Consider the following 16,988-nt stretch of genomic DNA (forward strand, 5'->3'; position numbering starts at 1 on the left):
GCCGTATCGATCTGTCCGTTCGGTCAGTTCTCCTGGATGACGGCCGTACGAACGGCATTTGACGGTCGGACGACCTCGCCAGGACGGGAAAGCGTCCGTAAAGTGATCCCGCCCCCTGACAAACGCGAGCTGGAGCACGCATGCCGGTTCAGACCAGCCGTCGCCCTCCGGCGCTGGAGTCCCCCCGTGGCCCGGTCCGGGCCTCCACGAGCATCCCGAAGCAGCCCGTCAAGGGCGGCAAGCCCGGTGGCGGGTCCGCGAAGAAGCGGTCGCGCCGCAAGGACCCGCTCTGGGCCCGACTCACCCTGATCTTCGGCGCCGTGCTGATGGTCGCCAGCGGTGCGGCCATCGTCGGCAGCAAGGCGCTGATCAGCAGCGCCACCGGCAACATCGCCCAGCGCAACCTCCTCGGTGACGCCGGCAAGACCGACGCCGAGGGTGGCGCCAGCCTGGACGGCCCGATCGACATGCTGCTGCTCGGTGTGGACGCCCGGGAGCGGTGGGCCGCCGACGACGTGCGGGCGGACAGCATCATCGTGCTGCACATCCCGGCGACGCACGACCAGGCGTACCTGATCTCGATCCCCCGGGACACCGAGGCCCAGATCCCGGCGTTCAAGAAGAGCGGCTACTCGGGCGGCACCGACAAGATCAACGCGGCGTTCCAGGCCGGCGCCCGCAACGGCGGCGGCTGGGAGGGCGGTGCCCAGCTGATGGCGCAGACGATCAAGAAGATGACCGGGATCAGCTTCGACGGCGCGGCCATCATCAACTTCGGCGGATTCAAGAACGTCATCGAGGCTCTCGGCACGGTGCGCATCTGCGTCAAGCAGGAGGTCGAGTCGATCCACATGTCGTACGTGGACGGCAAGCCGATGTGGAACGCGGACGCGAAGAAGACCGGCAAGCAGCGGACGCCCGTGGTGCACAAGAAGGGCTGCCGCGAGATGGAGGGCTGGGCGGCGCTGGACTACTCCCGGCAGCGCAAGAGTCTCAAGAACGGCGACTACGACCGGCAGCAGAACCAGCAGCAGCTGATCAAGGCGATGGCGAAGAAGGCCACCCAGGACGGGACGCTGACCAACCCGATCAAGCTGAACAAGCTGATCGACGCCGCCGGCAAGGCATTCATCCTCGACACCGCCGGCGTGCCGGTCCCCGACTTCGTCTTCACCATGCGCGGGGTGACCGGCAACGACCTCGTGATGCTGAAGACGAACGGCGGCACCTTCCACAGCGACGGCACCCGCGAGACGCTCAGCGCCCAGACGATGGACATGTTCCGCGCGGTGAAACAGGACAAGCTGGCCGAATTCGTCTTCGCCAACCCCGAGGTGGTCTCCAGCCGCGAGTAGCGCCGGCCCGGAACGGTTCGCCGGGCGATGTCGGCGAAGCGGCCCGGACCGCCGTGGTCGACCCGTAGCCTGACGTGAGAGGGATTCACGTACGGGTCGCGGGGAGGCGTCACGTCCAGATCGACGGGCGACGGTCGGGGCCGGTCCGGGACCGACACCCGGCCCGCCCGGCCGCCCCGCGTCCGCTGGCCCCGGCTGCTGCTCGGCCTGGGCGTGGCCCTGGTGCTGCTGGCCGGGCTCGCCGTGGCGGGACTGGAGGCGCTGAGCGACCGGTACGACCGCAGCGTCGTCCGGGAACAACTGCTCGACCCCACCGCCCGCCGGGAGCGCACCGACCCCGACGGGCCGCTGAACTACCTGCTGGTGGGGACCGACCGCTGGCAGAGCGGCAGCGCGGCGGACCGACGCTCGGACACCATCCTCATCGTGCACGTCCCCGCCGGCGGGCGCGAGGCGTACCTGGTCTCCGTCCCCCGGGACCTGCTCGTGGCCATCCCCGCCGGCAACGGCTACGGCGGCGGCCAGGACAAGATCAATGCGGCGTACGAGCACGGCGGCGGCGGCCAGCCGGGCACCCGCCTGCTCTCGGCCACCCTGTCCCGGTTGACCGGCATCCGCTTCGACGGCGCTGCCCTGATCGACTTCTCCGGCTTCCGCAAGGTCATCGACCTGCTCGGCGGCGTACGCATGTGCGTGGACACCGAGGTCCGCTCGATCCACACCGACCGCGTCTTCGCGCCCGGCTGCCAGCAGATGGACGGCGGCCAGGCGCTGGACTACGTCCGCCAGCGCTACGACCTGCCGGGCGGCGACTACGACCGGCAGACCCACCAGCAGCAACTGCTCCGGGCGGTGCTGGAGCGCACGAGCGAGACGTCGCTGCGGACCAACCCGGTCAAGCTGGACCAGGTGATCCGCGCCGTGGGCGGCTCGTTGACCGTGGACACCAACGGCGTACGGCTGGAGGACCTGGTCCTCGCGCTGCGCGACCTGCCGGCGGACGCGCTGCGCGGCGTGCAGGTCCCCTCCCACCCCCAGACCATCGACCAGGTGTCGTACGTGGTGCTCGACAACGGCGGGAACGGCCTCTTCGAGGCGGTACGCGGCACCCGCGTGCCGGACTGGGCGCGGGCCAACCCGCGGTGGGTCACCCGGCTGTGACGCCCGGGGGCGGCCCGCCACCGGCCGTCCGGGCGAGGATCTAGGCTTGGCCCGTGTTCGGATCCCAGGTTCCCACCGTGACCGTGACCGAGATCGCCGATGACGCGTACCTGCTCGACGTCCGGGAGGACGACGAGTGGAACGCCGGCCACGCCCCCGGCGCGCACCACCTGCCGATGATGGAGCTGCCGGCCCGGATCGCGGAGGTGCCGACCGACCGCGACGTCGCCGTCATCTGCCGCTCCGGCGGGCGCTCCGCGCAGGTCGTCGCCTACCTGATGCGCAACGGCTGGGACCAGGTGCGCAACGTCGAGGGCGGGATGGGCGAGTGGGCCGCCGCCGGGCGAGGAGTGGTCCGCGAGGACGGGCAGCCGGGCCGGGTCCTCTAGGACGATCGGGATGGACGCCCCTCTCGTCTTCGCGCACCGCGGTGCCTCCCACGACCTGCCCGAGCACACCCTCGCGGCCTACCTGCGGGCCCTCGACGAGGGCGCTGACGGGCTGGAGTGCGACGTCCGGCTGACCCGGGACGGCCACCTGGTCTGCGTGCACGACCGCCGGCTCGACCGCACCAGCAACGGCCAGGGACTGGTCAGCGCCCGTACCCTCGCGGAGCTGGAGGCGCTGGACTTCGGCTCCTGGCACCCCGGCTGCGCGCCCGCCGACGGCGACGAGGTGCTGGACGAGTCGCGCACGCGGCTGCTGACCCTGGAGCGGCTGCTGGACGCGGTGCTGGCCGCAGGCAGGCCGGTGCGGCTGCTGGTGGAGACCAAGCACCCCTCCCGCCACGGCGGGAACGTCGAGCGCCGGCTCGTCGCGATGCTGCGCCGGTACGGCCTGACCGAGCCGAAACCGGACGATCCGGTACGGGTCACCGTCATGTCGTTCTCGCCGCTGGCCGTACGCCGGGTCCGGGGTCTGGCCCCCGCGCTACCCACGGTGCTGCTGCTGGATGTGCTGCCGCGCTGGGTGCGGCCGGGGCGGCTGCCGTTCGGCACCCGGATCGCCGGCCCCGGCGTCGCCCTGGTGCGCGCCCGCCCGCAGTTGGTGCCCGCCCTGCGGGCGGGGGGCAACCAGGTCTTCGTGTGGACCGTGAACGAGCCGGCGGACCTGGACCTCGTCCTGGCCGCCGGGGTGGACGGCATCATCACCGACCGGCCGGCGCACACGCTGGCCAGCCTGGGCCGCTGACCGGGGTGGCAGCGCGCGGAGGCCCGGTCGGGCAGGGGTGTCCCCGGACTGACCGGCGGGGCACACTCGGAGGATGCCGGAGCGCACCGACCTCTCCGCTCTCATCGCCGGCCACACCACGGTGATCGAAATGATCAACTCGGGCGGCACCGGTCTTCCGGTGCTCACCCACCTGCTCCGCGTGGCCCGGTCGGCGCTCGGCGCGGCGGGCACGGCGTTCGTCGAGTTCGCGCCGACCGGCGGCCGGGTGATCGCCGCGACCGGCGCCGCCGAGTGGGCCGTCGGCCACCCCGTGCCGGCCGACGACCCCACCACCGTCTGCCTGCTCTCCGGCGCGCGGGTGCGCCAGGTCCGCACGGACGAGCTGACCGGCAGGCTCTCCGCCGAGCTCGCCGAACGGGGCCTGCTCCGGATGGTGGTCTCCCGCGCGGAGATCGGCGGGCTGACGGTCGGCAGCCTGCACGTGCTCTACCCCGACGGCGACGACCCGCCCGACGCCGAGCAGCACGCGGTCGCGGGCTACCTGGCCTCCTGCATCGCCCACATGTACGGCGACCAGACCGGGCTGCCCGTGCACGGCGACGGGCCGGTGGTGGCGGCGCTGGCGGACGGCCTGGCCGTGGTCGACCTGGACGGTCACGTCCGGCTCTGGAACCCGGCCGCCGCCCGGGTCACCGGCCGCTCCACGGACCAGGCGCTCAACCGGCCGCTGCCCTTCCCACTGCCCCCCTCCGGGCGGGTGCTCGACCACCGGCTGCCGGACGGCCGCTGGCTCACGATCACTTCCGGTGAGCTGCCCGGCCCCGGCACCCTGCGGGTGGTCACCTTCCGGGACATCACCGACCAGCAGCGCCGCGACCACGACCGGGACCTCTTCGTCGCGGTGACCAGCCACGAGCTGCGTACGCCGGTGACGGTCATCAAGGGCTACGCGGACACGCTCACCGACCACTGGGAGTCGCTGACCGAGACCGACCGGCGGCAGGCCGCCCGCGTGATCGGGCAACGCGCCAACGAGCTGGCCCGGCTGGTGGACCGGCTGCTCTCCTCCGCCGCCGAGGCGGGGCCGGGCGACCAGCCCCCCGCCCCGTACGACCTCGGTGACGCGCTGCGCGCGGCGGCGGTCGACCTCCCGGCGGAGCTGCGGCAGCGGCTCGTCCTCCGCCTCCCCGAGGACCTGCCCAAGGCGCTCGGCCACCGCCTGAGCCTCGCCACCGTGCTCACGGAGCTGTGCACGAACGCCGGCAAGTACTCCGAGCCCGGCTCGCTCATCGAGATCACCGCCGACGCGGACGGGTCCACGGTCTCCTTCCAGGTACGCGACCGGGGCATCGGCATCCGGCCGGAGCACGTGGAGCGGGCCTTCGACCGGTTCTGGCAGGGCGAGTCGGGCGACCGCCGCCGCTTCGCCGGGGCCGGACTCGGCCTCTATCTCGTCCGTCGGATCGTTGAACAGCAGAATGGATGGGTATCCCTACGACCGAGGGCCGGTGGCGGTACGGTCGCAGAGGTGCGGCTGCCCCGTGGGTGACCGGCGACGGGCAACAGGGGCGTGAGAGGGACGAAGGTGTCGACGGGAGCTGCCGATCGGGCATGGTGCGTGGTGGTCCCCCACCACGCCGCGGGGGCGCGGGTGGCGCGGCGACGCCTCGCCGAGGAGCTGGCCGACGTCGTACCTCCGCCGCTCCTGGCCGACCTCGTCGCGGTCCTCGCCGAGCTGGTCGGCAACGCGGTCCGGCACGCCGACCCGCTGCCCGGCGGAGTGGTGCGGGTGGCCTGGCGGCTGCGCGACTCGTCCGGCGGCCAGCAGGTGCAGCTCCGGGTGACCGACGGCGGCGCCGCCGCGGGCCCCACGATGCGGATCGCCGACATCGACGCCGTCGACGGCCGAGGGCTGCACATCATCTCGGGGCTGGCCGACCGCTGGGGCGTCGAGCGCGACGGCCTGGGCCAGAGCGTGTGGGCCGAGTTCGACCCTGCCGACGTCACCCGGTCGGACCTTGCGGTGGCCGGCTGACCGACCGCGAGGGCGGGTCCCGCCCCGCCGGGCCGCCGGGGCCTCTAGGCTGTGTCGCCGTGAGCAAGCGTCGAAAGAGCCAGCGGGCCGCCGAAGCCACCCCCAAGCGGGAGAAGGTACGGGACATCTTCGTGCCCCGACCGTTCGAGGGGCTGACCGACGAGCCGGAGTGGATCGCCCTGCGGGAACTGGTGCCCGCCGCCTCCGCGCCGCTGCGGCTGGCCCCCGCCCTGGTCGAGGAGTTCGGCGACCGGGAGGTCACCCTGGCCACCGTGCTGCCGATGGCCACCCCTGCCATGACGAAGCCGGACGGGCGGGTCCTCATCGGGCTCCAGCGTCACCTCCAGTCGGGCGACGTCTCCCGGGACCTGGCCGAGGCGCTGCTCTGCGCGCTGCGGGCCGAGCCGGGCCGTTCGGTGCCCGTGCCGCCGCTGCCCGGCCCCGGCCCCCGGTTGCAGGACGTCCTCGCCGACGGCCCGCTGGAGGTCAGCATGCACGACGGGTTCGAGTTCTGGCTCGACCCGGGGGCCGGCGACGACCCGAACGTGCAGGCGTCCCTGGAGCGGGCGAACGCCGCGATCTACCCCACCGTACGGCTCGCCGCCGCCCGGGCCGCGTACTGGTGCCAGGTGCCCGAGAAGGCGCACGTGCGCTGGGTGCTGCCCGACGACGAGGACGCCGCGCTGGACGCGCTGTCCCGGCTGAGCGTCGCCGGCACGCTGGTGCTCGGCGGGAACACCCGCTTCGCGGGCATGTTCCGGGCCCACGGCCGGCTGGTGCCCGTCTGGGACCTGCCGGAGGACGTCCCGGCCGCCGACTGGGAGCAGCCGGTCGCCGACTTCGCCAAGCGGTACGCGGAGGCGCTCGCCGAGCCCGCACCGCTGGACGCCGCCGGCCGCCGGGCCCGCCACGGCCTGCTCGGCCGCCAACTCACCCTGCGCTGAGCCGGGAGCCCCGCTCACCCTCCGCCCGCAGCCGCCGCGCCCGCCTCGCGCGGCGGCTGCGGTGTAAGGAAGGGACCCTTCCTATACCGAATACGTTAGGAAGGGGCCCTTCCTCACACCGGTGCGCCGAGCGGCTCGCGGACCAGCGGGCAGGACATGCAGCGTGGTCCGCCCCGGCCCGAGCCCAGCTCCGAGCCGGCGATCGGGATCACCTCGATGCCGGCCCGCTCCAGCTGCGCGTTGGTCTCCGTGTTGCGCTCGTAGCCCACGCAGAGCCGGGGCGCGATGGCCAGGGTGTTGTTGCCGTCGTCCCACTGCTCGCGTTCCGCGGTCACCGGGTCCAGGCCGGTGTCGATGACCCGGAGCTGGGGCAGGTCCATCGCGTCGGCGGCGGCCCGCAGGAACGGCGCCGGGCCGTCCACCCGCGGGTCCTCACCGTCCGCCCCGGCGATCACCGTGTACGCCGACAGCGTGTGGGCGATGTTCGGGTACATCAGCACGGCGTCGACGTCCACCATCGTGCAGACGGTGTCGAGGTGCATGGTCGCCCGTTCCTGGGCGATCGGGACGACGAGGATGGTGTGCGCGAGCCCGGCGGCGAAGACCTGCCGGGCGAGGCGTTCCGCGCCGGCGGGCGTGGTCCGCTCGCCCACCCCGACGGCCAGCACCCCCGGCGCGAGCAGCAGCACGTCGCCGCCCTCCAGGTGCTCCAGGCCGGGCTGGTAGACGAGCTCGGTGCCGGCGAAGCGCGGGTGGTGCCGGTAGATGGCGTCGGTGAGCGTGGTCTCCCGTCGCCGCGCCGGCATCGCCAGGCTGGTCACCCCGACCCGGTCGCCGACCCAGAACGAGGAGTCCCGGGTGAACAGCAGGTTGGGCAGCGGGTCGATGACGAAGTCGTGCCGGTCCATCAGGGTGTAGACGAGGCCGCCCGGCCGCTCCCGGCTGACCCGGAGCTCCTCGTGGGCCAGCCCGGCGATGAGCACGTCGGCGAGCGCGACGGGATCGAGGTACGCGAGGTGGTCGGCGACCCGGGCGCGCAGCGAGTCGCCGAGCCTGGGCGAACGGAGCACCTCCCCGGTGAGTTCGGCCCGCGCGTCGGCGACGGCGAGCGTCTCGGCGAGGAGGGTGGCAAGGTAGAGCACCTCGACGCCGCGCTCGCGCAGGGCGGCGGCGAAGGCGTCGTGCTCCTCCTGGGCCCGTCCGACCCATGGGATGGCGTCGAAGAGGAGCGAGTCGTTGTTCCGGGGGGTGAGCCGGGCCAACTCAGGACCGGGGCGGTGCAGCAGCACCGTCCCGAGCCGACCGACTTCGCTGTCCACGTAGTGGGTCACCCTCGCAGCGTAGGGCAGGGTTTGGCGGCATCCGATAAAACAGGGGTGGATGAATATGGCATTCATCCACACTCACTCCGGCGTTCCAACTTGCCGACACAGGGGACTGGCAACGTAGGGTAGTGAGGACATAACTTCGAGGGACCTTTTGCCGGAGGTCGCGATGACTGTCTTTCCCGCTCGTCAAGCCGTACCGTCCGCCCGGGCACTGCCGCCCGCGGCGGTGCCACACCCCCGCGTGGAGTCGCCGGGGGTGCTCGCACCCGTCCGTCCGTCCCCGTTGGAGTGGGCCCGCCGCCGCAGGGCGGAGCGGGGCGCCCGGCGGCTGGAGGCGGCCGGGGCCCGGGCGCTCGGCCGGCTCGACCATCTCGGGCCCGCGTGGCACGTCATCGAGTGGCCCCGCACGGACGCCACCGATCTCCTGCTCGACCACGAGCGCGACGAACGCGCCGGCTTCCTCGCCATCGGGCCGAGCGGGCTCTTCGCGGTCACCATCGCCGACCACGGCCGGGCCCGGGTGCTGGTGGCCGGCGACGTGGTCCAGATCAACGGCAAGCGCCCGCCCTACGTGGCCGAGGCCCGCCGCGACGCCAAGCGGGCCAGCAAGGCCCTCTCCGACGCCGTGGGGCTGCCGATCCCGGTGACGCCGGTGCTGACCTTCGTCGGCTCCGGCGTCATCAGCGTCTACGGCCTGCCGAAGGACTGCCTCATGGCCACCCACCGCGAGCTGGACCGCCTGCTCGTCGCCGGGGGCAGCCGGATCAGTCCGGCCACGGCCGAGAAGCTCTCGCGGGTCGCGCAGCACCCGGAGACCTGGGTGAACGGCTCGTACCGGCCGGCCGCGGACTACCGGTGGTACGAGGGCGGCCGAACGGCCGCTGACAAGCCGGCCAACCGACGGTAACGTCACCGGCGACGCCACGCACCCGGGTGCCGGTCGGCACCCGTCGGTCGCGCCGTCGCCGGCCGCCTGGTCAGGGCACTCCCTCACCCACCGGCGGCCCGGTGACCACGGCGCGGTCGGCGTCACCCGCGACGACCGGCTAGCGTGGACGGACCGTCGGTGTACATAGGAGGCGCGGTGGCCCACGTCGAACTCTCGCTCTCTGACGTGTTCGTGCCGGCGGCGGGAACACCGACAGGGCAGGAGTTCGACAACCTCGGTCGGTGGTCGTCGACCGTCTCCCACGCCGACGAGCCGTGCCTGCTCATCGACGCCGGGACGAGGGTCGTCGCCGTCTCCGTCACCGGCTGCGAACTGCTCTTCCTGGGCGACCCGGAGGACGTGACCGGGCTGCCGCTGCTCGACGGCGGGCTGCGGCTGCTCGACTTCACCGCCAACCGCTGCGAGCTGACCGAGCCCGAGATCGACAAGATCCCGCCGCTGCTCGCGCTCTCCTCCGGGCGCCTGGCCCGAGGGCTGCTCCGGGTCCAGGCCGCGTCGACCGACGCGCCGGACTCGACCGTCGACGCTATCTCCACCCCGGTGTTCACCAGCGGGACGGTCGCCGGTTCGCTCACGTTCTTCTCCCCGGTCTGACCAGCGGCGGGATGTGGCGTTCGCCGCACGCGGCGAATCTGGGGCGGGCCCGCACCGAGGCCGTAAGGTGCCCTCATGCTCGATATCGCTCTGCTGCCGGGGAAGTACGCCGTGTGCCGCCTGGCCGCCGGCTCCGCCCTGCCGCCCGAGTTGTCGGGCGGGCTGAGCAACGGCGACGTCGTCACGGTGAGCTGGACGGCCGACGGGATCTCGCTGATCTGCCCCGCCGACCGGGCGCCCGAGCAGGCCGTCGGCGAGACCGACTGGCGCTGCCTGCGGGTCGCCGAACCGCTCGCCCTTGCGGTCAGCGGCACCCTCGCCGCGCTGGTGGACCCCCTCGCCGCGGCCCGGGTCAGCGTGGTCGCCTTCTCCACCTACGACACCGACTACCTGCTGGTTCCCGCCGTGCGGCTCCGCGAGGCGACCGCCGCGCTGGAGCGTGCCGGCCATCGCGTCCTCGGCTGATCTTCACCCGCCCGCCGGTTCCTCCTAGGATGGGCTCGGCCTCCCGGCCGCAGTGACGCTCCCCGATGTCCCGAGGATCGGCCGTGCCGCCCACCCCCTCGCGCCCCGCCACGCCCGCCCGACGGCCCGGCCCCCCGGCCCGGCCCGGGGCGGATCGCCCGTGCGCCCCGCCGGCTCCGCCCCTGCCGCCCGTACGGGCCTCGTCCCGCCCGGCCCCGCCGGCGTACGCCCGCCACCTCGCAGCCGTCGTGCTGCTGGCCGCGCTGCCCCTCGCCGGCTGCGGCACCCCACCGGAGCTGCGCCGCCCCGCCCCGACCACCGCCCCGACCCGCACCGCGCTCCCCGCCACGCCCAGCGCCGCGCCGACGCCCCCGCCCACCAGCGGCCTGCCCGGCGGCGGAGGGATCACCCCCACGGTCGACCCCGGTCTGGTCGCGGTCCCGTGCCCGGACGGCCCCTCGGGAGCGCGGATCGTCGACCTGGTGCGGGGCCGGGGTGGCGTGCTGCCGAACGGCGTGCGGGTCCGGGTGCGGACCGGGCCGCTCTGCGCCGGCGAGTGGCACTACACGGTGCTCGACGTGACCGGGCACGAGACGCTCCAGGTGATCACCCAGGGCCGGCCGGGTGCCCCGCGACTGGTCACCGCCGGCACCGACGTCTGCACCGCCGAGGTCCGCGCCGCCGGGCCGCCCGGCATCCGGACGCGCGTCTGCGAGGGCGGGTCGCTCGGCGTACCGGGTGCGTAGGCTGTCGCCATGCCGGGAACACCGCCGACGCGCTTCGTCTATCTCGGGCCGGAGGGCACCTTCGCCGAGCAGGCGTTGAAGAGCATCCCCGCCGCCGAGCGGGGCAGCCGCACGCCGGCCCGCAGCGTCCCCGAGGCGCTGGAGGGCGTACGGACCGGGGAGGCGGACTCGGCCCTGGTGCCGCTGGAGAACTCGATCGGCGGCGCCGTCGGGGTGACCCTGGACGAACTCGCCGAGGGCGAACCCCTGGTGATCACCCGCGAGGTGGTCCTGCCGGTCGAGTTCGTGCTCGCCGCGCGGCCCGGCACGACGCTCCCGCACGTGCGCAGCGTCGCCGCCCACCCGCAGGCGTCCACCCAGTGCCGGGGCTGGCTGCGCGCGCACCTGCCCGACGCCGTCGTCGTCGATGTGCTCTCCAACGGCGCGGCCGCCGCCGGAGCAGCCGCCGGCGAGTACGACGCGGCGATCTGCGCCCCGATCGGGGCCGGCCGGCACCGGCTCGACGTGCTCGCCGACAAGATCGCCGACCACCCGGACGCGGTGACCCGCTTCGCGCTGGTGTCCCGCCCCGGGCCGCCCCCGCCGCCGACGGGCGACGACGTGACGTCCCTGGCGGTCTACATCGCGCACGACCGGGTGGGCGCGCTGCTGTCGGTGCTGATGGAGCTGGCTGTCCGCGGGGTCAACATGAGCCGGATCGAGTCCCGCCCGACCGGGGAGGCGCTCGGCCGGTACGTCTTCTTCCTCGACTGCGCCGGGCACGTGGCGGACGTACGCCTGGGCGAGGCGTTGCAGGGGCTGCGCCGGGTCTGCGCCGACGTGCGCTTCCTGGGCTCGTACCCCCGGCACCGGTTCCCCGGGACGGGCGACCGCCCGATCCCGGCCCCCGCCGGCCTCTCGGACGCCGACTACGCCGATGCCGCCGCCTGGCTGGCCCGCCTGCGCGCCGGCGACCTCAGCTGACGGCTGGCCCGGGACCGCCCCGGGGCCGACCGCGGGCCCCGCAACGGCACCGCCCCCGACCGACGTCGGGATCCGGCGGGCCGGTCGACGCGGGCGGGGGCGGTGCGAGGTGGTGCGGGGCGTGCCTCAGCTGAGCAGGCCGCCGAGGAGACCGCCCTGCTGCTCCTGGGAGCCGCTGCCCATGACGGGCGGCTCCTCGGAGGGCTGGACGACGACGAAGCCCTGGCCGGCGAAGCTCATCGTGAACGCCTCGCCGGTGCTCCGGCCCAGCAGCGTGCCGAGGCCGAGCTGCTCGGCGCGGTGGTAGCCGGTCTGGAGGTTGGCCGACCAGCAGACCGCCGCCTGCGGGTCGACGTAGGTGGGGGCGTCGACGCTGAGCACCACCGGGGTGCCCTTGGTGGTGATGGCGATCCGGCCGTAACCGCTGAAGACGCAGTTGAACAGGCCCGACGAGGACGCCATGCCGGCCCCGCCGACCATCCGGATGTCGTACTGGAGGGTGGAGTCGAAGGCCAGCACGCTGGAGCCGTTGATGGAGAGCGCGTCGCCGGGCTCCAGGTCGATGACGTGCACGTCCTTGGCGAAATCGGCGAGGAAGACGTCACCCCGGCCCGAGACCTTCATCAGCGGGACGCCCTCGCCGGTCAGCTTCTGCTTGAGGAACTTGCCGAGCCCGCCGGAGCCGAGCGCCTGGAACTGCACCTGCCCCTGGTAGGCGACCATCGACCCGACCCGGGCCATCACCTCGCCGTTGAGTTCGACCTTCAACATCTTGGAGTTCTGCAGCCGCATGCCGGGCTGCGCGGACTCCTTCTCAAGGTTCTCCGCCGAGAACAGCTCGCTGCGCATTGGAAGTGCCTCCTGAGTTCGCGGTACCTGCACCGACGGTAGGCGACCGGGGCAACCGCCGCCCGCTAGCCCCAGCCCAGCTCGTGCAGGCGGGCGTCGTCGATGCCGAAGTGGTGGGCGATCTCGTGCACCACCGTCACCGCGACCTCGTCGACGACGTCCTCGTCGTCGTCGCAGATGCGCAGGATGGGGTTGCGGTAGATCAGGATGCGGTCCGGCAGCACGCCGGCGTAGTCCCAGCCGCGGTCGGTGAGGGCGTGCCCCTCGTAGAGGCCGAGCAGGTCCTCGCCGGGGGGCGGGTCGTCCTCCACGAGGATCACGACGTTGCTCATCAGGGCGAGGAGTTCCTCGGGCACCTCGTCGAGCGCGTCGCCGACCAGCTCCTCGAAGCGCTCGCGACTCATCTCCACCGGCACCCCGCCCATTCTGCCCGACGACACGGCCCACCCGCGCCGGTCGGGCCCGCCGGCCCGAGCGCCGGCCCGAGCGCCGGCCCGGCTCGGTGCGGCTCAGCCGCCGGGATCGGTCGGAGCCGGCAGCCGGCAGCCCGTCGCGGGCCCGGAGCCCGCCAACCACGCGCGCCGGTCCGGCTCGGCGGGCCGCCACGGGGAGCGTGGTCCCCGTGGCGGTCGACGCCGACGAACGGGGACGGTCAGGAGGCGAGGCGGGCGGTCAGGCTGATCTGGGCGCCCGGGGCGAGCAGGCGGGAGATCGGGCAGTTCTCCTTGGCGGTCTCCGCGAGCTTGGTGAACTGCGCCTCGTCGATGCCCGGTACCTGGCCGACGGTGTCCAGCTCGATCCGGGTCACCGTCATCCCGGCGTCGGTCTTGTCGAGGTGGACCTTGGCGGTGGTCTCCACGGAGGTGGGCGGCGAGCCGGCCTCGGCGAGCGCCTTGGAGAACGCCATCGAGAAGCAGCCGGCGTGGGCCGCCCCGATCAGCTCCTCGGGGTTGGTGCCCTCACCCTCCTCGAAACGGGACTTGAAGGAGTAGTTCCCCTCCAGCCCGCCCTTGCCGGTGCGGATCGTGCCGGACCCCTCGGTGAGGTTGCCCTGCCATTGTGCGGAAGCGGTACGGATAGGCATGCACCCGACGCTAGCCCAACGGGCACCCTCCGGCGACCGTTCACGCTCCGCGTCACCGGGTGCGTACTGTGTCATGATTCGGGGCAGGCCCGCGAACGCGGAAGGGTGGCCGATGTCCCAGAGTTCCCCCATTCCCCGGCAGGAACACCGGTCCGACGGTGCCGCCGTCCTGGAGTGGGGCACCGCCCAGCCGGACGGGCCGGGGCGGTTCGGGCGTGCCTTCTCCGGCCTGGGCCGGGACCCCCGGCTCCCCGTGCTGCTCGCGGCGCTCGGCGCGGTGGCCGCCCTCGCCTCGATGCTCGGCGAGTGGCAGGTGATGACCATCCCCAACGGCGGCCCGCAGGGCAACACGCCGCTGCGGGTGCCGGGCGGGGTGTCCGACGTCGGCGGGTTCGGGGTGGGCTACCTGGTCGGGCTGTTCGCCCTGGTCTGCGCGGTGGTGCTCGCGCTGCGCGGCACTCCCGCGGTGCGTCCGAACGCCCGGCTCGCCGGGCTGGCCGTGGCCGGGGCGCTGCTGGGGCTGCTGGTCGCGGCCACCGCCTCGCTCGACGAGGCCGCCCAACGCGTCTTCTTCTACTCCACGGACGACGGGTTCCAGGTCGAGTACGGCCGGGGCCTGGTGACGGCGTTCCTGGCCTGTGCGCTCTTCGCGGCGGCGCTGAAGCTGGCCCCGGCCGGCGCGGCCCGGATCGCCGGGAAGTCCGACGGCGGGACCGAGGCGGAAGACGGGACCGGGGCAGGGGCCGGGGCGGACGGCGGAGCGGGGGCGGAGCCGGTGGGCTGGCGCCGCCGCAGGTCGCGGGACCTGGCGGACGACGGGCCGCCCGCGCCGGCCGACCTCACCGTCGGGCCGGCCGCTCCCTTCGCCCGCCCCGAACTCGCGGACTGACCGGGGCCGGTTCGCCGCCGACCGGGGTGACGAACGTCAGCCCGCCGGCTCGACGAGGACGACCTCGCCCGTACCCGATCGCCGGGGCTCCCGGCGTCCCTCAGGGGGCCACCCAGCGGAGCTCGCCGTCCACTCGCTCGTCGGTGGCCCGCAGGCCGAGCCGCTCGGCCACCCGGGCGGAGGCCCGGTGGTCGGGGTGCACGTGCGCGACCAGCGCCCGGATGTCGCGCTCCGCCAGCCAGCCGACCAGGCCGGCGGCGGCCTCGCCGGCGTAGCCGCGGCCCTGGTGCGGCGTCAGGACGACCCAGGCCAGCTCGGCGACCGGCCGGTCACCGTCGAGCCGCACGGTGGCCTGCACGGTGCCGACCGCGTCGCCGCTGTCCCGGTGCCGGACGACCCAGTTGAGCCAGCCCTCCCGGCCGTCCGGCGACCGCCCGACCGTCTGCCGGCGGTACCGCTCCCGGAGCTGCTCGGGGGTGGCCGGGCTGCCCCCGATGTACTCGTGCAGGGCCGGGTCGTCCAGGAGGGGGGCGAGTTCCTCGGCGTGGTCGACGCGGAGCGGCTCCAACAGCAGCCGCTCGGTGTCGACGGCCTCCGCCACCGGCCAGTCCCGCTCTCCCATCCGTCCACCGTACGGCCTGCGGCAGGGCCCCGGACGGGGACACCGGCGGGCCGTCGACCGTTGGCACGGCATTCGCCGCAACGCCATGGTGGGGGCCCGTTCCGCGAGGTACGTTTGCTGCCCGCCGTCACTCAGGGTCGAGGCACCGAGGACCGAGACGGCTGGCTGCGACGGCGGCGGGCGAAGGAGGAACGATGACCCGCCCGGGCCTGCCCAAGCTGATCGCCACGGATCTCGACGGGACGCTCGTCCGCAGCGACGACACCGTCTCGGCGTACACCCACGCGGTGCTCGACCGGGTGCGGGCCGCCGGTATCCCGGTGGTCGGCGCCACCGGTCGCGGCCCGAGGCTGGCCGGAATGACCCGCAACGACATCCGGGCCGCGGACTTCCTGGTGATGGCCGGCGGCGGCCGGGTCGTCGACCAGAGCGACCCGGCCGGGCCGGTGGTGCTGCGCGACGAACGCCTCTCCGCCGAGGTGCTGACCGCGCTGCTGGCCGACCTGGAGGCGGCCGTCGGGCCGCTGACCGTGATGGTCGAGGCGTCGGACGAGCACGGCGCCCCGCTCTGGGGCGACTACCACCCGAGCTGGCCCTACCAGCACGAGTTCGAGGCGCGCAGCCGCGCCGAGTGCCTCTCGTGCGACGTGATCAAGGCGTTCGTCCGGACCGCCGACCACCACGTCGACGAACTGCTCGCGGTCGCCCGGCGGATCGTCGCGCCGGAGGTCGCCACGCTCACCCAGGCGGGGCTGGGCTTCGTCGAGATCTGCCCGCCGGGGGTCGACAAGTCCACCGGGCTGACCGTGGTGGCGCAGCGCCTCGGCGTCGACCCGGCCGAGGTACTGGTCTTCGGCGACATGCCCAACGACCTGCCGATGTTCGAGTGGGCCGGCTGGGCCCGGGTCGCGGTCTCCAACGCCCACCCGATGGTCCGCGCCGCCGCGGACGAGGTGACCCTGCGCAACGACGACGACGGGGTGGCGGTGTACCTCGATCGGCTACTGTCCCGCTGATGGGAGAGGCACCACGGCTGATCGCCACCGACATCGACGGCACCCTGCTCCGGGACGACCGCACGCTCAGTCCGCACACCGCCGAGGTGCTGGCCCGGCTGTCCGCGCGGGGCACACCGGTCGTGCTGGTCACCGGCCGTCCCATCCGATGGCTCAAGATGGTGTACGAGCAGCTCGCCGAGCCGCTGCCGGCGATCTGCGCCAACGGCGCGGTGGTCTACGACCCGGTCGCGGACGAGGTGCTGCGGGCCGATCCGCTCGCCCCGCAGCTGCTCGCCGAGGTGGCCCGGCGGCTGCGCGCCGAGGTGCCCGAGGTCAGCTTCGCGGTGGAGATCGTCGACAGCCGGCAGATGCGGCACGAGGCGCACTACCCGCTGCGCTGGGACGCCGACCACGACGCGATCCGGGCGGTCGAGACCCCCGAGGAGCTGCTGGCGGCACCGGCGGTGAAGCTGTTGGCCCGGTCCGCCGAGCAGGATCCGGACGCGTTCGTCGCGCTGGTGGCCGCGGCCCTCGGCGGGCTGGCCGAGGCGACCCACTCGTCGTACTCGGGGCTGGTGGAGATCTCCGCCGCCGGCGTGACCAAGGCGGCCGGGCTGGCGTGGTACTGCGCGCGGCTCGGCATCGACGCCCGCGACGTGCTCGCCTTCGGCGACATGCCGAACGACGTGCCGATGCTGACCTGGGCCGGGCGGGGAGTGGCGGTGGCGAACGCGCACCGCGCCGTCCTGGAGATCGCCGACGAGGTCACGGCGGCGAACTCGGCGGACGGCGTGGCGGCGTACCTGGAGAAGGTCTTCGGGGTGGGGTGAGTG

At 74.1% G+C, this 16,988-nt stretch carries 20 protein-coding genes; 15 read left to right on the top strand and 5 right to left on the bottom strand.

Annotated features, from left to right (window positions below):
* Positions 1–140: 140 nt before the first annotated feature.
* The 7 genes from RM555_RS00520 to RM555_RS00550 all read left to right on the top strand — a co-directional run bounded on the left by RM555_RS00520 (position 141) and on the right by RM555_RS00550 (position 6,668).
* A complete protein-coding gene (locus tag RM555_RS00520) occupies positions 141–1,355 on the top strand; it encodes an LCP family protein (RefSeq protein ID WP_132240516.1) in 1,215 nt (404 codons plus the stop codon).
* Positions 1,356–1,568: 213 nt separating this feature from the next.
* Positions 1,569–2,516: an LCP family protein gene (locus RM555_RS00525; RefSeq protein ID WP_449560135.1), complete on the top strand. Its 948-nt coding sequence runs from the start codon at positions 1,569–1,571 to the stop codon at positions 2,514–2,516.
* 53 nt (positions 2,517–2,569) lie between these two features.
* Complete coding sequence (locus RM555_RS00530; protein WP_132240515.1) at positions 2,570–2,905, top strand: rhodanese-like domain-containing protein; 336 nt, start codon at positions 2,570–2,572, stop codon at positions 2,903–2,905.
* Positions 2,906–2,915: 10 nt separating this feature from the next.
* On the top strand, positions 2,916–3,707 hold the full coding sequence (locus RM555_RS00535; RefSeq protein WP_311409892.1) for a glycerophosphodiester phosphodiesterase: 792 nt from the start codon (positions 2,916–2,918) through the stop codon (positions 3,705–3,707).
* A 73-nt stretch (positions 3,708–3,780) separates the two neighbouring features.
* On the top strand, positions 3,781–5,238 hold the full coding sequence (locus RM555_RS00540) for a sensor histidine kinase (RefSeq protein WP_311409893.1): 1,458 nt from the start codon (positions 3,781–3,783) through the stop codon (positions 5,236–5,238).
* Positions 5,239–5,307: 69 nt separating this feature from the next.
* Entirely contained in the window at positions 5,308–5,724 is a 417-nt protein-coding gene (locus tag RM555_RS00545) for an ATP-binding protein (RefSeq protein WP_311409894.1), read from the top strand.
* Positions 5,725–5,783: 59 nt separating this feature from the next.
* Positions 5,784–6,668, top strand: coding sequence for a DUF5926 family protein (locus RM555_RS00550; protein ID WP_311409895.1), 885 nt, complete (start codon positions 5,784–5,786; stop codon positions 6,666–6,668).
* A 113-nt stretch (positions 6,669–6,781) separates the two neighbouring features.
* Here RM555_RS00550 and RM555_RS00555 read toward each other — a convergent pair whose 3' ends face one another.
* Positions 6,782–7,999: an arginine deiminase gene (locus tag RM555_RS00555; protein WP_311409896.1), complete on the bottom strand. Its 1,218-nt coding sequence runs from the start codon at positions 7,997–7,999 to the stop codon at positions 6,782–6,784.
* A 163-nt stretch (positions 8,000–8,162) separates the two neighbouring features.
* Here RM555_RS00555 and RM555_RS00560 point away from each other — a divergent pair, with 163 nt between their 5' ends.
* The 5 genes from RM555_RS00560 (at position 8,163) to pheA (ending at position 11,713) form a co-directional block, all read left to right on the top strand.
* Positions 8,163–8,903: a hypothetical protein gene (locus RM555_RS00560; RefSeq protein ID WP_311409897.1), complete on the top strand. Its 741-nt coding sequence runs from the start codon at positions 8,163–8,165 to the stop codon at positions 8,901–8,903.
* A gap of 177 nt (positions 8,904–9,080) precedes the next feature.
* Positions 9,081–9,539 (top strand): hypothetical protein, encoded by a 459-nt coding sequence (locus RM555_RS00565; protein ID WP_311409898.1) that lies wholly within the window; start codon positions 9,081–9,083, stop codon positions 9,537–9,539.
* Positions 9,540–9,614: 75 nt separating this feature from the next.
* Positions 9,615–10,004, top strand: a complete 390-nt coding sequence (locus RM555_RS00570; protein WP_311409899.1) for an ACT domain-containing protein — start codon at positions 9,615–9,617, stop codon at positions 10,002–10,004.
* Between the two features lie 248 nt (positions 10,005–10,252).
* Positions 10,253–10,750, top strand: coding sequence for a hypothetical protein (locus RM555_RS00575; protein ID WP_311410097.1), 498 nt, complete (start codon positions 10,253–10,255; stop codon positions 10,748–10,750).
* Between the two features lie 9 nt (positions 10,751–10,759).
* Positions 10,760–11,713, top strand: a complete 954-nt coding sequence (gene pheA / locus RM555_RS00580) for a prephenate dehydratase (RefSeq protein WP_311409900.1) — start codon at positions 10,760–10,762, stop codon at positions 11,711–11,713.
* Positions 11,714–11,839: 126 nt separating this feature from the next.
* Here pheA and RM555_RS00585 read toward each other — a convergent pair whose 3' ends face one another.
* The 3 genes from RM555_RS00585 to RM555_RS00595 form a co-directional block, all read right to left on the bottom strand.
* Entirely contained in the window at positions 11,840–12,562 is a 723-nt protein-coding gene (locus tag RM555_RS00585; RefSeq protein ID WP_311409901.1) for an AIM24 family protein, read from the bottom strand.
* A gap of 65 nt (positions 12,563–12,627) precedes the next feature.
* Complete coding sequence (locus RM555_RS00590) at positions 12,628–12,972, bottom strand: metallopeptidase family protein (protein ID WP_192581591.1); 345 nt, start codon at positions 12,970–12,972, stop codon at positions 12,628–12,630.
* A gap of 242 nt (positions 12,973–13,214) precedes the next feature.
* The gene (locus RM555_RS00595) at positions 13,215–13,646 is read right to left on the bottom strand and encodes an OsmC family protein (RefSeq protein ID WP_121397474.1); all 432 of its coding nucleotides are present in this window, start codon (positions 13,644–13,646) and stop codon (positions 13,215–13,217) included.
* 112 nt (positions 13,647–13,758) lie between these two features.
* On the opposite strand from RM555_RS00595, the gene RM555_RS00600 reads away from it, so the two are divergent.
* A complete protein-coding gene (locus tag RM555_RS00600; protein ID WP_311409902.1) occupies positions 13,759–14,535 on the top strand; it encodes a hypothetical protein in 777 nt (258 codons plus the stop codon).
* 100 nt (positions 14,536–14,635) lie between these two features.
* Here RM555_RS00600 and RM555_RS00605 read toward each other — a convergent pair whose 3' ends face one another.
* Positions 14,636–15,157, bottom strand: a complete 522-nt coding sequence (locus tag RM555_RS00605; RefSeq protein WP_311409903.1) for a GNAT family N-acetyltransferase — start codon at positions 15,155–15,157, stop codon at positions 14,636–14,638.
* Positions 15,158–15,351: 194 nt separating this feature from the next.
* On the opposite strand from RM555_RS00605, the gene RM555_RS00610 reads away from it, so the two are divergent.
* Together RM555_RS00610 and RM555_RS00615 are read left to right on the top strand one after the other, a co-directional pair.
* Positions 15,352–16,173 (top strand): HAD family hydrolase, encoded by an 822-nt coding sequence (locus RM555_RS00610; RefSeq protein WP_311409904.1) that lies wholly within the window; start codon positions 15,352–15,354, stop codon positions 16,171–16,173.
* Complete coding sequence (locus RM555_RS00615; protein ID WP_311409905.1) at positions 16,173–16,985, top strand: HAD family hydrolase; 813 nt, start codon at positions 16,173–16,175, stop codon at positions 16,983–16,985. Before RM555_RS00610 ends, RM555_RS00615 begins: the two co-directional genes overlap by 1 nt.
* Positions 16,986–16,988 lie beyond the last annotated feature (3 nt).

The sequence above is a fragment of the Micromonospora reichwaldensis genome, from assembly GCF_031845925.1.
Taxonomy (GTDB): domain Bacteria; phylum Actinomycetota; class Actinomycetes; order Mycobacteriales; family Micromonosporaceae; genus Micromonospora; species Micromonospora reichwaldensis.

Bases quoted from the DNA above. Each gene is read 5' to 3' on its own strand.
- RM555_RS00540 (WP_311409893.1), top strand. From the start codon at position 3,781: ATGCCGGAGCGCACCGACCTCTCCGCTCTCATCGCCGGCCACACCACG.
- RM555_RS00520 (WP_132240516.1), top strand. From the start codon at position 141: ATGCCGGTTCAGACCAGCCGTCGCCCTCCGGCGCTGGAGTCCCCCCGT.
- RM555_RS00615 (WP_311409905.1), top strand. From the start codon at position 16,173: ATGGGAGAGGCACCACGGCTGATCGCCACCGACATCGACGGCACCCTG.
- RM555_RS00585 (WP_311409901.1), bottom strand. From the start codon at position 12,562: ATGCGCAGCGAGCTGTTCTCGGCGGAGAACCTTGAGAAGGAGTCCGCG.
- RM555_RS00610 (WP_311409904.1), top strand. From the start codon at position 15,352: ATGACCCGCCCGGGCCTGCCCAAGCTGATCGCCACGGATCTCGACGGG.
- RM555_RS00595 (WP_121397474.1), bottom strand. From the start codon at position 13,646: ATGCCTATCCGTACCGCTTCCGCACAATGGCAGGGCAACCTCACCGAG.
- pheA (WP_311409900.1), top strand. From the start codon at position 10,760: ATGCCGGGAACACCGCCGACGCGCTTCGTCTATCTCGGGCCGGAGGGC.
- RM555_RS00570 (WP_311409899.1), top strand. From the start codon at position 9,615: ATGCTCGATATCGCTCTGCTGCCGGGGAAGTACGCCGTGTGCCGCCTG.
- RM555_RS00535 (WP_311409892.1), top strand. From the start codon at position 2,916: ATGGACGCCCCTCTCGTCTTCGCGCACCGCGGTGCCTCCCACGACCTG.
- RM555_RS00600 (WP_311409902.1), top strand. From the start codon at position 13,759: ATGTCCCAGAGTTCCCCCATTCCCCGGCAGGAACACCGGTCCGACGGT.
- RM555_RS00605 (WP_311409903.1), bottom strand. From the start codon at position 15,157: ATGGGAGAGCGGGACTGGCCGGTGGCGGAGGCCGTCGACACCGAGCGG.
- RM555_RS00560 (WP_311409897.1), top strand. From the start codon at position 8,163: ATGACTGTCTTTCCCGCTCGTCAAGCCGTACCGTCCGCCCGGGCACTG.